Source organism: Brevibacterium sp. GP-SGM9 (assembly GCF_047300845.1).
GTDB lineage: Bacteria > Actinomycetota > Actinomycetes > Actinomycetales > Brevibacteriaceae > Brevibacterium.
In genome coordinates, this window is the sequence record NZ_CP178563.1 from 1,342,695 (window position 1) to 1,355,319 (window position 12,625).

General features: G+C 65.8%; 12 protein-coding genes. 4 read left to right on the forward strand and 8 right to left on the reverse strand.

All coding sequences use genetic code 11. From position 1 onward, the window contains the following. Nucleotides 1–18: 18 nt before the first annotated feature. Nucleotides 19–822, reverse strand: coding sequence for an HpcH/HpaI aldolase/citrate lyase family protein (locus ACH82I_RS06165; RefSeq protein WP_413336205.1), 804 nt, complete (start codon nucleotides 820–822; stop codon nucleotides 19–21). Nucleotides 823–830: 8 nt separating this feature from the next. Continuing rightward, the gene (locus ACH82I_RS06170; protein WP_230747185.1) at nucleotides 831–1,340 is read right to left on the reverse strand and encodes a MaoC family dehydratase; all 510 of its coding nucleotides are present in this window, start codon (nucleotides 1,338–1,340) and stop codon (nucleotides 831–833) included. An 88-nt stretch (nucleotides 1,341–1,428) separates the two neighbouring features. On the opposite strand from ACH82I_RS06170, the gene ACH82I_RS06175 reads away from it, so the two are divergent. Continuing rightward, the gene (locus ACH82I_RS06175; RefSeq protein ID WP_413336207.1) at nucleotides 1,429–2,088 is read left to right on the forward strand and encodes a histidine phosphatase family protein; all 660 of its coding nucleotides are present in this window, start codon (nucleotides 1,429–1,431) and stop codon (nucleotides 2,086–2,088) included. Nucleotides 2,089–2,122: 34 nt separating this feature from the next. Here ACH82I_RS06175 and ACH82I_RS06180 read toward each other — a convergent pair whose 3' ends face one another. Both ACH82I_RS06180 and ACH82I_RS06185 read right to left on the reverse strand, forming a co-directional pair. Next, complete coding sequence (locus ACH82I_RS06180) at nucleotides 2,123–2,602, reverse strand: SRPBCC family protein (protein WP_413336208.1); 480 nt, start codon at nucleotides 2,600–2,602, stop codon at nucleotides 2,123–2,125. 23 nt (nucleotides 2,603–2,625) lie between these two features. Continuing rightward, on the reverse strand, nucleotides 2,626–2,973 hold the full coding sequence (locus ACH82I_RS06185; RefSeq protein WP_413336210.1) for an ArsR/SmtB family transcription factor: 348 nt from the start codon (nucleotides 2,971–2,973) through the stop codon (nucleotides 2,626–2,628). A 149-nt stretch (nucleotides 2,974–3,122) separates the two neighbouring features. Here ACH82I_RS06185 and ACH82I_RS06190 point away from each other — a divergent pair, with 149 nt between their 5' ends. After that, nucleotides 3,123–3,944, forward strand: coding sequence for an HAD-IIA family hydrolase (locus tag ACH82I_RS06190; protein ID WP_413336212.1), 822 nt, complete (start codon nucleotides 3,123–3,125; stop codon nucleotides 3,942–3,944). A 328-nt stretch (nucleotides 3,945–4,272) separates the two neighbouring features. Next, the gene (locus ACH82I_RS06195; RefSeq protein ID WP_413336214.1) at nucleotides 4,273–5,304 is read left to right on the forward strand and encodes a hypothetical protein; all 1,032 of its coding nucleotides are present in this window, start codon (nucleotides 4,273–4,275) and stop codon (nucleotides 5,302–5,304) included. Nucleotides 5,305–5,397: 93 nt separating this feature from the next. Here the strand turns inward: ACH82I_RS06195 and cls are convergent, their stop codons facing one another. The 4 genes from cls to ACH82I_RS06215 all read right to left on the reverse strand — a co-directional run bounded on the left by cls (nucleotide 5,398) and on the right by ACH82I_RS06215 (nucleotide 11,883). Further along, nucleotides 5,398–6,870: a cardiolipin synthase gene (gene cls / locus ACH82I_RS06200; RefSeq protein WP_230747194.1), complete on the reverse strand. Its 1,473-nt coding sequence runs from the start codon at nucleotides 6,868–6,870 to the stop codon at nucleotides 5,398–5,400. Between the two features lie 183 nt (nucleotides 6,871–7,053). Further along, complete coding sequence (locus ACH82I_RS06205) at nucleotides 7,054–8,226, reverse strand: acyl-CoA dehydrogenase family protein (protein ID WP_230747195.1); 1,173 nt, start codon at nucleotides 8,224–8,226, stop codon at nucleotides 7,054–7,056. A 25-nt stretch (nucleotides 8,227–8,251) separates the two neighbouring features. Continuing rightward, complete coding sequence (locus tag ACH82I_RS06210; RefSeq protein WP_413336217.1) at nucleotides 8,252–10,261, reverse strand: biotin carboxylase N-terminal domain-containing protein; 2,010 nt, start codon at nucleotides 10,259–10,261, stop codon at nucleotides 8,252–8,254. 8 nt (nucleotides 10,262–10,269) lie between these two features. Continuing rightward, nucleotides 10,270–11,883: a carboxyl transferase domain-containing protein gene (locus ACH82I_RS06215; protein WP_230747197.1), complete on the reverse strand. Its 1,614-nt coding sequence runs from the start codon at nucleotides 11,881–11,883 to the stop codon at nucleotides 10,270–10,272. A 94-nt stretch (nucleotides 11,884–11,977) separates the two neighbouring features. Between ACH82I_RS06215 and ACH82I_RS06220 the strand changes: the two genes are divergently transcribed. After that, entirely contained in the window at nucleotides 11,978–12,613 is a 636-nt protein-coding gene (locus ACH82I_RS06220) for a TetR/AcrR family transcriptional regulator (protein WP_284934742.1), read from the forward strand. The last annotated feature ends 12 nt before the right edge of the window (nucleotides 12,614–12,625 follow it).

The following is a 12,625-nucleotide window of genomic DNA, read 5'->3' on the forward strand; positions in this document are numbered from 1 at the left end:
TTCTGCTTCTTCGTGTGTTCAGACGGCGCGGGCGACGATGAGCTCGGCGTGCTTGAGCAGCGGTGCGTCGATCATCTTGCCCTCATAGGCGAAGGCGCCCTTCTCGGTCCGCGCGAGTTCGAGGACGGCGTTCGCCCAGGTCAGCTGCTCCTCGCTGGGGCGGAAGGCCTCGCGGACGACGGGCACATGGTTGGGGTGGATGGAGACCTTGCCGCTGAAGCCCGACTGCACGGCATCCTCGGACTCTTCACGCAGTCCGTCGAGGTCGGGGATGTCGGCCCAGATCGAATCGAGGGCGAACTTCCCGTGGGCGCGGGCGGCGAGCAGGGTCGAGTTGCGGACGTGCTTGGCGACGTCGCGGTAAGTTCCGTCGGCCTTGCGGGAGGATCCGCCGCCGAGGTCGGCGATGAGGTCCTCGGAGCCCCACATCAGGGCGTAGGCGTTGGGGGCGGCGGCGATCTCGGCGACGTTGATCGCGCCGAGTCCGGTCTCGATGAGCGCGATGACCTGGTAGTCGGAGAGGATCGTCAGGTCGGAGGCGTGCTCGGACTTCGGCAGCATCACGGCCGTGTAGTCGGTGCGGGCGAGCATCCGCAGATCCTCGCCGAGGTGCTCGGAGTCGCGGGCGTTGACGCGCACGACCGTGCGGCTGGGGTCGAGGGGATAGTCGATGATCGCCTCGCGGGCGGCGGCCTTGTCACCGTCGTTGACGGCGTCTTCGAGGTCGAGGATGACGATGTCGGAGCGTTCAGCGGCCTTCGTGTACCGGTCGGGGCGGTCGCCGGGGCAGAACAGCCAGGCGGGTTTGAAGTCGAGTGCCATCGTGGAGCTCACTTTCCGTGTGCGGTGTCGTCGGTGCCGGGCTTGGCGTGGGACGAGTCGAACATCATGGTCTGGCGGACGGCCTTGGCCACGAGCGTGCCCTCCTGGTTGTAGCCGCGGTGTTCGAGGGTGACGATGCCCTGACCGGGGCGCGATTTCGAGGCCCGTTTGTCGAGGATCGTCGTCTCCGCGTAGAGGGTGTCGCCGTGGAAGAGCGGGGCCGGGAAGCTCACCTCGGAGAAGCCGAGGTTGCCGACGATGGTGCCTTGGGTCAGCTGGGTCACGGAGAGTCCGATGAGGGTGGCCAGGGTGAACATCGAGTTGACGAGTCGCTGGCCGAAGGGTTCGGTCTCGGCGAAGGCGGCGTCGAGGTGGAGGGCCTGGGTATTCATGGTCACGGCCGTGAACCAGGTGTTGTCCGCCTCGGTGATGGTCCGGCCCGGGGCATGCCTGTAGGTGGCTCCGACTTCCATCTCGTCCAGCCACAGACCCCGTTGTTCGATGACCTTCTCGCTCATGTGTCTCTCCTCACTCGTCGTGATTCGAGCTTATCGCCTGTGCCGGGAGGTCTGTGAACCCGGGGCGGCTTCGGTAGCCTCGGTGACTATGACCATCACGCGCAGACTGTTCGTCGTCGCCCACCCCGAGTCCCGGCATCACGTCGAGGGGCGCGTCGGCGGATGGTACGACTCGGAACTCACCGAGCGCGGACTGCGGCAGGCGGACGCGATCGCCGCGGAACTGCGGCGGCGCATCCCGGCGAGCACCTCGGCGGAGGTGTTCTCCTCGGATCTGCGCCGGACCTGGTCGACCGCCGAGGCGATCGCTAAGTCCCTGGGCGCCGTTGCCTCAGCTCTTCCGGGCCTGCGTGAGAAGTCCTATGGAGTCGCCGAGGGGCGGGAGCAGTCGTGGCTCGATGAGCGCTTCGTGTTCCCTCCCGTGCCCGAGGCCCCCTTCGACCATGGCCTCCGCCTCGACCATGTCGAAGGCATCGACGGAGCGGAGACCAGGCGCGAGGCAGGGGCACGGGTGTACGCGGCAATGGACAGCGTGCTGGCGCGGCCGGCGACTGAGCAGGTGGTCGTCACGCATGGGTTCGCGCACTCCTTCGTCGTCGGCCGGTGGCTCGAGCTGCCGCTCGAGGCGATGGGTCGGGCGACCTTCGCGGCCACCTCGGGGTGCATCACCGAACTGAACGAAGACGATGTGTTCGGCAATCGGACCCTGCGGTCGCTGGCTGCGGTGTACCACCTCGGCGATCTTTGATGTGGTTCGTCTTCGAGTGGAGCACCTCCGATGCTCAGCCAACTATCTCGGCGTCGAAGACAGTGAACGCGGAGTTCCAGCCGTCGTAGGCGCTCGCATCGGTGCCCGAATCGTTGGGGAGGCCGATGACGGTGAAGGTCATCCGCGTCGACTCGGCGTCGGTCTCGTCGAAGACGATGCTGACGAGCGGTGCATCGTCGATGTCCTCGGGACTCCCCCACGTGAAGTCGAGCCGCCGAGGCTCCTCGATGCGGCGATACCGCCCGGCGGTCGGGAACTCCTGACCGGTGTCCGGGATGCGCATCGTGTAGGTGTAGGTGCCGCCGACGCGCAGGTCCACGCTCACCGATTCTCGCGGGGTGACGAGGGTTTCGGGGTGGAACCAGCGGGCCATGACGTCCGGGTTCGTCCAGGCTTCCCACACGCGGTCACGGGGCGCGGCGAAGTCCCGGACGATGGTGAAGCTCGGCTGGTCGGCGGGCGTGGTGTCGGTGGTGGTGTCGGTCGTGTTCATGATGGTTCTCCTCCTTGAGTCGATCATTCTTCCGCTGACGAAGTGGTCCGGTCACCGCCGGGGCCGTCCTCGGCGAGGACCGTTTCGAGGTTGTCGAAGCGCTGCTGCCATTCTTCGTGCGCCGCGAGCAGCCACTCGGTGGCGCCTGAGAGATGATCGGCGTTGAGTGAGACGATGCGCCGCTGCGCGTGCTTCGTCCGGGTGATGAGTCCGGCCTCTTCGAGGACCTTGAGGTGCTGGGAGACCGCGGGTCGGCTGATCGGCAGTGGATCGGCCAGCTCTCCGGAGCTCAGTTCTCCGCCGCGCAGACGATCGACGATCGCCCGTCGTGTCGGATCGGCGAGAGCCCCGAAGACGAGGTCAAGATCCATTTAACCACTTCCTTAATTAAGCAATTCCTACATTACATCTTCGCGGGCAGGAGTCAAGGGCGGGTTCACCTCCCGCTCCCCCGCCAGTCATGAACGCGACTAGGCTGGGGGTGTGCCGCTTCGGCCCACCCGCTTACTCGAGGAGAGAGATGGATCGCGATTCGATCGACTGCTGGCTGACCGACATGGACGGCGTCCTGGTCAAGGAGAGCAATCCCCTACCCGGTGCCGCCGAGCTGCTGGCGCAGTGGCGGCGGGCCGACATTCCCTACCTGGTGCTTACGAACAATTCGATCTACACCGCCCGTGACCTCTCCGCCCGGCTGCGCTCAAACGGACTCGACGTACCCGAGGCGAACATCTGGACCTCGGCGATGGCGACCGCGGACTTCCTGTCCAACCAGGTCGAACACGGCACCGCCTACGTCGTCGGCGAGGCGGGTCTGACCACGGCGATCCACGAGACCGGCTTCGTCATGACGGAGAGGGATCCGGAGTTCGTCGTCGTCGGCGAGACCCACTCGTACTCCTTCGAGGCGATCACGAAGGCGATCCGGCTGATCCAGGGCGGCTCCCGCTTCATCGTCACCAACCCCGATGCCACCGGCCCGAGCCCCGAGGGCATTCTGCCCGCCACCGGAGCCATCGCCGCCCTGATCACGAAGGCCACGAACCGCGACCCCTACGTCGTCGGCAAGCCGAACCCGATGATGTTCCGGTCGGCGCTGAACAAGATCGGCGCGCACTCGATGAGCACCGCCATGATCGGCGACCGGATGGACACCGACATCATCGCCGGTATGGAGGCGGGCATGCATACCGTTCTCGTCCTGTCCGGAATCTCATCCGCCGAGGATGTCCGCCACTTCCCGTTCCGCCCCAATGAGATCGTCAACGGCGTCCACGAACTCCTCGACGTTCCCCTCGATCAGCGCGAGGCGCTCGGCCCCGATGTGACCGGCTCGGCCTGAGCAGGCGCGGCCTGAGCGGTCGCGGCGGGATGCCCGAATCCACCTCGGCTGAGACGCCGCCTCCACGGGCGCGGCCTCCGTCGTACCAGCCAGCCCACACGGTTCTCCCGCCGAGAAACGGGGTAAGTATCGAAACACTGAATTAGTGCACGCCACTCCCAGCCAAAACGGGCTCAGTGTCGAAACACGCATGTGTACACCCGCGATTCGACACTCAACCCGTTTTCAATGATTGGCCTCAACCCTCCAGCTCAGCCTTGACCAGAGTTTTGATGACGTTTAGTACCGTTTGATTGAATTTGGCTTTCATCATCGACATACTGATTTCATGTTCCAGGTACTCACTGCGCAACAGCTCCGCGAGCTGGGCATGTCTCGAGCCCATCTGGCTGAGTCCGAGCTTTGCTGCCTGCACAAGGTGAGACGAGGCCACTATGTGGTCACTCGCAGATGCAATCGAGGTCACCATCAAGCGATTGCTCATCTGTCCAGCGACGAAGAGACCACATTTCCCACGGAGTACGGCGACATTCGGGACCGGGCGGAAGCGCTTCGCCTGCAGATCGCCTGCCGCCGCGATTCGCTTCCGCCCAACGCCGTGTTCTCACATGTTTCGGCCGCACTCATTCACAACCTCGATCCAGTTCTCACTGGAACGTCGAAAGTCGAGATCTCGCGACAGTCCCCCACCCGAAATTACAACGGGCTCTACAGCTACTCCCGTGCACTCTCCGCCGGGGATACGACAGACGAGTTCGCCTATCCGGCGACGACTCTTCCCCGCACTCTGGCTGACTTGGCACTCGATCATGCACTCGAAGTCTCCGTTCCACTCATGTCACAGGCACTGCACGCCGGCACCGTGACACCCTCTGACATCGAGGCGTTCGTGGCGCTCGGCCGACGTGGCCGAAGACGAGCCAGACTCGCACTCGAACTTGCCGACGCCCGACACGAGTCGCCTTCTGAAGCATTCTGCGCAGTGAAGTTCTATCGGCATGGGATCACCGGAATGGTCCCTCAGCTCGACGCTTTGACCGAGTCGGGCGAGTTCATCGGTCGCAACGACTTTCGCCACAAGAAGGCCCAAGTAGCAGTCGAAGTCCACGGAGTCGGCAAGTTCTACCTCAACTCGAATGGTCCCGACGAGGCTGCGAAAACGAGCCATCAGCGAAACATGGACTTGCTCAATGCCGGCTTCACGGTGTTCAATCTGAGCTTCGGCGACCTGTTCCGGGGCCGCGGATATTCGCCGAGATCAAGCGCAGCATTGAACGGGCTACCCGCACGTTTCCGCCGAAGACAGACTGAGCGTCGAGACACTGGCTCGCCGCAATCCCGCCCGCCCAAATCGGGTTGAGTGCCAAGAAACACATGTGCACACCCGCACTCCGACACTTAACCTGTTTCTCGCGAGCATCACCAGGTGCGAGGCCGCCTCGGTGGGCGCTTCCTACTGCAGTGCCGAGGTCAGGCGCATCGCCGATTCCATGTACCGGCGGATGAGTGGACGCTTCTCCCACTCCTCGAGAGAGAGCTCAGGGCTGACCCGTTGGTAGTCGGCGATCACCTCGTTGATGTCATCGACGAGGTCCCCGCCGGTCGTCAGCAGGCTGATCTCGTAGTTGAGGCCGAAGGAGCGCATGTCCATATTCGATGAGCCCATCACCGCGTACCTGTCGTCGACGACGAAGCACTTCGTGTGCAGAACCTCGGGTTTGGGGAAGAAGAAGATCCGCACCCCGGCCTCGAGCAGGGACCGGTAGTAGGAGGATTGGGCCCGGTCGACCATGAACTGGTCGGCCTCCTCGCTGACGTAGAGTTCGACGTCGACCCCGCGCCGGGCGGCCGTGACGACCGCGGCGAGCAGGGACTCATCGGGCACGAAGTAGGGACTGACGATCGCCAGCCGCTTCTGCGCCAGATACATCATCGAGGTGAAGACCTTGAGATTGGGCTCGGTGGTGAACCCCGGCCCGGAGGGGATGAGCTGCATCGCACTCGTCGCACCCCCGACATCGGGCTGATGGTCATCGCCCTCATAGGGCCTGATCCCCAGGGCCTCACCGCATTCGGTGTACCAGTCGGTGGAGAACACGGCTTCGAGGCCCGCGACGATAGGGCCGCTGAGTTCGACCATGATGTCGTGCCAATGGCGGCCGATCCGCACGTTCTTCTTCTTGAGATAACTCGAATCGATCATGTTCTGCGAACCCATCATCGCCCGCTTCCCATCGACGACGAGGAGTTTGCGGTGGTTGCGCAGGTCGATCCGGCGCAGCTTTCCCCGCCACGGGATGAACGGCAGCATGAGATGCCAGTCGATGCCCGCCCGACTCAGACGCTTGCCCAGACGGTGGAAGCCGGGATACTTCCGCGAACCGATGTGGTCGAAGAGCACCCGCACCTGCACACCGCGCTCCACGGCGCGTTCGAGGGCGCAGAAGAAGATGTCGGTGGTGGAGTCCCAGGCCATGATGTAGATCTCGGCATGCGCGTACTCCTCGGCAGCGTCGACGAGTTCGGTCATCCGGCGGATGCTCTCCTCGTAGTCGGAGATCACCCCGTGGCTGTCCCCGGTGACCATCGGCAGCGCGGTCAGCGAGCGTCCGAGCTGGGCGACCGAGACGAATTCACGCGGGGCGTCGAGCGACGGCGGCACATCGGGCAGCTCATCGGCACCCTCGTGCATGAGTTCGTTCGCCTCGGCCTGGATCCGCGCCCTGCGCTGATTGATATAAGGGCTGCCGAGCAGCAGGAATGCCGGGATCCCGACGATGGGCACGAAGAGGATGAGCAGCAGCCACGCCGAGGACGAGGACGGCCGGCGGTTCTCCGGCACCACTCCGATGGCGATGATCTTCGCCGCATATTCGATGACGAGCCACGTCACCGAAGCCACGGTCGCTACGACGCTGAGATCCATGCACGCCCTCCTCGCCTGCGTTCGCGGCCCTGTGGTTCACCGGCGGCCGGACCTGTGGCCGCTCCCGGTCAACACTATCGGTTCGTCGCGCGGGCCGAAGCGCCGGGCGGGCCGGCGCGGTCAGCGGAGTCTCACCGACGAGGTCAGCGGAGACGCACCGGGCTGCTCAGCTCACCCGGACCCTCAGATGCCGAGTTCGCGGGCGATTAGCATGAGCTGGACCTCCGTGGTGCCCTCGCCGACCTCGAGGATCTTCGAGTCGCGGTAGTGGCGGGCGACGAGGTACTCGTTCATGAACCCGTAGCCGCCGTGGATCTGGGTGGCGTCGCGGGCGTTGTCCATCGCCGCCTCACCGGCGACCATCTTCGCGATGGCCGCTTCCTTCTTGAACGGCAGTCCGGACAGCATCCGCGAGGCCGCGAGGTAGTACGCGGAGCGTGCGGCGACGACTCGCGCCTCCATGCGGGCGATCTTGAAGGAGATGCCCTGGAAGTCGGAGATCGGTTGGCCGAAGGCCTGGCGTTCCTTCGCGTACTTCACCGATTCGTCGACGCAGCCCTGGGCGGCACCGACGGAGAGTGCGCCCACGGCGATGCGGCCTTCGTCGAGGATGCGCAGGAAGTTCGCATAGCCGCGCCCGCGCTCGCCGAGCAGGTTGGCCTCAGGCACCTGCACATTGTCGAAGGTCAGGGGGTGGGTGTCCGAGGAGTTCCAGCCGACCTTGTCGTATGCCGGTTCGGCGGTGAAGCCGGGGGTTCCGGTCGGGATCATGATCGTCGAGATCTCGGGGACCTCACGACCGGACTTCGAGGTTCTCGTCCCGGTCACGGCGGTAGCCGTGACGAGGCGGGTGATGTCCGTGCCCGAGTTCGTGATGAAGCACTTGCCGCCGTTGATCGTCCAGGTGCCGCCGTCCAGGGTGGCCTTGGTCCGGGTGCCGCCGGCGTCGGAGCCGGCCTCGGGTTCGGTCAGGCCGAAGGCGGCGAGTCCGGAGGCGTCGGTGAGCTTGGGCAGCCATTCGCGCTTCTGCTCCTCGGTGCCGAAGCGGTAGATCGGCATCGCGCCCAGCGAGACTCCGGCCTCGAGGGTGATGGCCAGCGACTGGTTGACGCGCGCGATCTCCTCGATGGCCAGGCACAGCGCGAAGTAGTCGCCGCCCATGCCGCCGTACTCCTCGTCGAAGGGCAGACCGAAGAGGCCCATCTGCCCCATCTTCGCCACGAGCTGATAAGGGAACTCGTGCTTGGCGTCGAGTTCGGCCGAGACCGGCGCGACCTCTTCGTCGGCGAATTTCGCGACTCCTTGGCGCAGGTCCTCGTATTCTTCGGGCAGCATGCCCGGAACGAAAGCTGTCATGATTTCCTCCCCGCTCTGTGCGTGGTCAGTTGGTTGGTTCATCGGCTGGTGTGGCAGAATCTTCGTCGACGACGGTGGCGAGCACCTCGTCGAGTCCGACTTGGGTTCCCTGCACGGCGGTGACGGTGACGATCCCGGTCGCCGGTGCGGTGAGCACGTGTTCCATCTTCATCGCCTCGATGACGACGATCGGGGCGCCGGCGTCGACGTGGTCGCCGGACTCGACGCGGATCGCCACGACGGATCCGGGCATCGGGGCGAGCACCTCGGCGCCGCCGAGCCCGGGTGTCAGTGAGGTATCGGCCTGCGGTCGGGTGAAGACGTGGATGCCGCGGTCGCTGCTGACCCAGATGCTGCGGTCGCGCGCGTCGGAGAAGACCCGTGCGGTGTGCTGGATGCCGTCGAGGACGACGTGCCACTGTCCCACATCGTCAACTGTGACCTCGCCGATTCGCGCCTCGATCTCGGCGAGCTCTCCCCCGCTGCTCAGCGCGACCGTGGGTCGGAAGTCGGGACGTGAGGTCCGCCATGCAGTCGGACGATCCCACGCCGAGGCGGTTTCCGAGTTCCGCGACAGGTGATCGGCTGTGACGGCCCCGGTCAGGCTCGCCCCTGCCGCACCCGTGGTCAGGAGCACCGCAGCCGCGGCGACCTGAACGTCGACCTCGCTCGCGGTGTGGGCCAGCCGGCCCTCGCCGAGGTTGTCGATGAGTGAGGTGTCGAGCTCCCCGGAGAGGACCCTGCCGTCGGTGGCGAGCGTGCGCAGGAAGTCGATGTTTGTGACGATTCCGGGCACCGCCGAGGCGGCGAGAGCGGCATCGAGTCGCTTGAGCGCCGCTGTACGGTCGGGGGCGTGGACGATGAGTTTGGCGATCATCGGGTCGTAGTCGGAGGCGACCTGCTGTCCTGCCTCGAGTCCGGCGTCGACGCGGATGCCCTCACCGCTCGGGAAGACGACGTCGAGTGCACGGCCGCCGGTGGGCAGGAACCCACGGGAGGGATCCTCGGCGTAGATGCGGGCTTCGATCGCATGCCCGGACATCGTGATGTCGTCCTGGGCCAGCGGCAGCACCTCTCCGGCACCGACGCGCAGCTGGAGTTCGACGAGATCGACTCCGGTGACCTCCTCGGTGACGGGGTGTTCGACCTGCAGCCGGGTGTTCATCTCCATGAAGAAGAACTCCTCGGGCCGGTCGGCGCCGACGATGAATTCGACAGTGCCGGCACCCACGTAGCCCACGGACTTCGCGGTCTCGCAGGCGGCCTGGCCGATCCGGGCCCGCGTCGCCTCGTCGAGCAGAGCCGAGGGGGCCTCCTCGATGACCTTCTGGTGGCGGCGCTGCAGCGAGCATTCACGTTCGCCGAGGTGGATGACGTTGCCGTGCGCATCGGCCATGACCTGGACCTCGATGTGGCGAGGGGTGGCCACGAGGCGTTCGAGGAAGAGGGTGTCGTCGCCGAAGGAGCTCGCGGCTTCACGGCGCGCGGTCTCCAAGGCTGCGGGCAGATCGGCAGGCTCGAAGACCGAGTGCATGCCTTTGCCGCCGCCGCCGGCGGAAGGTTTGATGAGCATGGGAAAGCCGATGTCCGCAGCGGCCGCGACGAGGGACTCGTTGCTCATGTCGGCGTCCTTGGTGCCGGGCACCAAGGGAACACCGCGCTGGGAGACCGCGTTCTTCGCCGTGATCTTATCGCCCATGGTCCGGATGGCGTGCGGGCCCGGGCCGAGGAAGACGATTCCCGCGTCATCGCAGGCCGCGGAGAAGTCGGCGTTCTCGGAGAGGAACCCGTAGCCGGGGTGGATCGACTCGGCGCCGGTGGCCCGAGCCGCGGCGATGACCTTGTCGATGCGCAGATAGGACTCCGAGGCGGCGGCCGGACCGAGGTGCACGGCGGTGTCGGCGGCTTTGACATGAGCGGCGTGGGCGTCGGCGTCGGAGTAGACGGCGACGGTGCGAATGCCGAGTCTGCGGCAGGTGCGGATGACGCGGAGCGCGATTTCGCCGCGATTGGCGATGAGGACCGTGTTGAACATGGAGGGGCTCACATTCTGAAGACGCCGTAGCCGCTGGCGTTCAACGGGCGTTCCATCGGGGAGAAGCGGGCGAGGTCGAGGGCGAGAGCGAGCACCTGGCGGGTGTCGCCGGGCTCGATGATGCCGTCGTCCCAGAGCCGTGCCGTCGAGTAGTAGGGGTTGCCCTGGGCTTCGTACTGGTCGCGGACGGGCTGTTTGAACTCATCCTCCGCCTCGGCGCTCCAGGTCTCTCCGCGAGCTTCGATCTGGTCGCGTTTGACCGTGGAGAGCACGCTGGCCGCCTGTTCGCCGCCCATCACGGAGATGCGGGCGTTGGGCCACATCCACAGGAAGCGGGGTGAGTAGGCGCGGCCGCACATCGAGTAGTTGCCGGCGCCGAAGGAGCCGCCGATGACGACGGTGAACTTCGGGACGCGGGCGGTGGCCACGGCATTGACCATCTTCGCGCCGTGCTTGGCGATGCCGCCGGCTTCGTAGTCGCGGCCGACCATGAACCCGGAGATGTTCTGGAGGAAGATCAGCGGCACGCTGCGCTGGTCGCAGAGCTCGATGAAGTGGGCGCCCTTGACCGCGGATTCGCCGAAGAGGATGCCGTTGTTCGCGACGATGCCGACCGGATGGCCGTCGAGGTGGCCGAAGCCGGTGACGAGGCTCGTGCCGTATTCGGCTTTGAATTCGTGGAATTCCGAGCCGTCGACGAGGCGGGCGATGACTTCGCGGACGTCGTAGGGAGTGCGCGAGTCGACGGGGACGACCGAGGTGAGTTCCTCGGCCGCGTACGCGGGCTCGCGGGGGTCGACGACGTCCCAGTTCGGTGCCACCTTCGGTCCGAGCGTCGAGACGATATCGCGCATGATCTCCAGAGCGTGGGGATCATTGGCCGCGAGGTGGTCGGTGACACCCGAGACCCGAGAGTGCAGCGCTCCGCCGCCGAGCTCCTCGGCCGTGACTTCCTCACCTGTCGCGGCCTTGACCAGGGGTGGGCCGCCGAGGAAGATCGTGCCCTGATCAGCGACGATAATCGATTCGTCGGCCATCGCGGGGACGTAGGCGCCACCGGCGGTGCAGGAGCCGAGGACGGCCGCCAGCTGCGGAATGCCTGCGGCCGAGAGCGTGGCCTGGTTAAAGAAGATCCGACCGAAGTGCTCACGGTCGGGGAACACGTCATCCTGGTTCGGCAGGTTCGCACCGCCGGAGTCGACGAGGTAGATGCACGGGAGGTTGTTGTCCTTCGCGATCTCCTGCGCGCGCAGGTGCTTCTTCACGGTGACGGGATAGTAGGTTCCGCCTTTGGCCGTGGCGTCGTTGGCGACGATGACACATTCGCGTCCGGCCACGCGACCGATGCCGGTGATGATGCCGGCCCCGGGGCTCGCATCCTCGTACATGCCGTTCGCGGCCAGCGGCGAGAGTTCGAGGAAGGGGGTGCCGGGGTCGAGCAGGTGTTCGACGCGTTCGCGCGGCAGAAGTTTGCCGCGATCGATGTGCCGCTGCCGCGATTTCTCGGGTCCGCCGAGGGCCGTGGCCTGCACGCGCTCCCGGAGCTCGGCGATGAGCTCGGCGTGGGCGTCGGCGTTGACCTGCCCCGCTGCCGGACTGACCGCAGTTCCCACTGCTCTCATTCCACTCCCCATTTCAGTTAATGAATCTTAACTGACTGCTATGATACTGCTCACAGGCGAAAGTGACAATGCGGGGGCGAAAGGAGGCGAGAGCGTGAGAAGCGAGGGCACGGACGCAGCGAAGAACTGCTCACCGACCGCGGCGAAGCCGACTCCCCGCGCCGAGGCGAAGGCGGCTCGACGCGAGCAGCTGCTGAGTGTGGCGAAGACGCTCTACGCCCGGCACGGCTTCCACGGGGTCAGGCTCGACGACCTCGGCAAGGGAGCCGGAATCTCCGCCCCGGCGGTCTATCGGCACTTCGATTCGAAGGAGGCCGTCCTCGAGGAGCTGCTCATCGGGATCTCGGAGTACCTGCATGCCGGCGGTACGCAGATCATCGCGGCGCACGAAGAGGCGGCGGCCGCCTCGGCGCTGGGGGCTCTCATCGATTTCCATGTCGAGTTCGCGATGAGCGAGCCCGAGCTCATCCGCATCCAGGATCGCGACTTCACGGCTCTGCCGGAGGAATCGCGGCGGACGGTGCGCCGTCTGCAGCGTTCCTATGTCAGCGCCTGGGCCGATGTCGTCTCCCGCCTGCACCCCGAGTGGTCGCTCAACGCTGCGACGGTGCGGGTGCACGCGGTGTTCGGGATGATGAATTCGACCCCGTACCAGGCTCGGCGATCAAGCGCCGAGGTGGTCGGGGTCGAATTGCGCGCCGCCGCTTCCGCGGCGCTGGGGTTGGCCTGAGCCGAACCCGTT

What these genes read in the sequence shown, in the direction of transcription:
- ACH82I_RS06215 (WP_230747197.1), bottom strand. Translation starts at nt 11,883, where the DNA reads ATGAGAGCAGTGGGAACTGCGGTCAGTCCGGCAGCGGGGCAGGTCAAC.
- cls (WP_230747194.1), bottom strand. Translation starts at nt 6,870, where the DNA reads ATGGATCTCAGCGTCGTAGCGACCGTGGCTTCGGTGACGTGGCTCGTC.
- ACH82I_RS06210 (WP_413336217.1), bottom strand. Translation starts at nt 10,261, where the DNA reads ATGTTCAACACGGTCCTCATCGCCAATCGCGGCGAAATCGCGCTCCGC.
- ACH82I_RS06205 (WP_230747195.1), bottom strand. Translation starts at nt 8,226, where the DNA reads ATGACAGCTTTCGTTCCGGGCATGCTGCCCGAAGAATACGAGGACCTG.
- ACH82I_RS06165 (WP_413336205.1), bottom strand. Translation starts at nt 822, where the DNA reads ATGGCACTCGACTTCAAACCCGCCTGGCTGTTCTGCCCCGGCGACCGC.
- ACH82I_RS06190 (WP_413336212.1), top strand. Translation starts at nt 3,123, where the DNA reads ATGGATCGCGATTCGATCGACTGCTGGCTGACCGACATGGACGGCGTC.
- ACH82I_RS06180 (WP_413336208.1), bottom strand. Translation starts at nt 2,602, where the DNA reads ATGAACACGACCGACACCACCACCGACACCACGCCCGCCGACCAGCCG.
- ACH82I_RS06185 (WP_413336210.1), bottom strand. Translation starts at nt 2,973, where the DNA reads ATGGATCTTGACCTCGTCTTCGGGGCTCTCGCCGATCCGACACGACGG.
- ACH82I_RS06170 (WP_230747185.1), bottom strand. Translation starts at nt 1,340, where the DNA reads ATGAGCGAGAAGGTCATCGAACAACGGGGTCTGTGGCTGGACGAGATG.
- ACH82I_RS06175 (WP_413336207.1), top strand. Translation starts at nt 1,429, where the DNA reads ATGACCATCACGCGCAGACTGTTCGTCGTCGCCCACCCCGAGTCCCGG.
- ACH82I_RS06195 (WP_413336214.1), top strand. Translation starts at nt 4,273, where the DNA reads ATGTTCCAGGTACTCACTGCGCAACAGCTCCGCGAGCTGGGCATGTCT.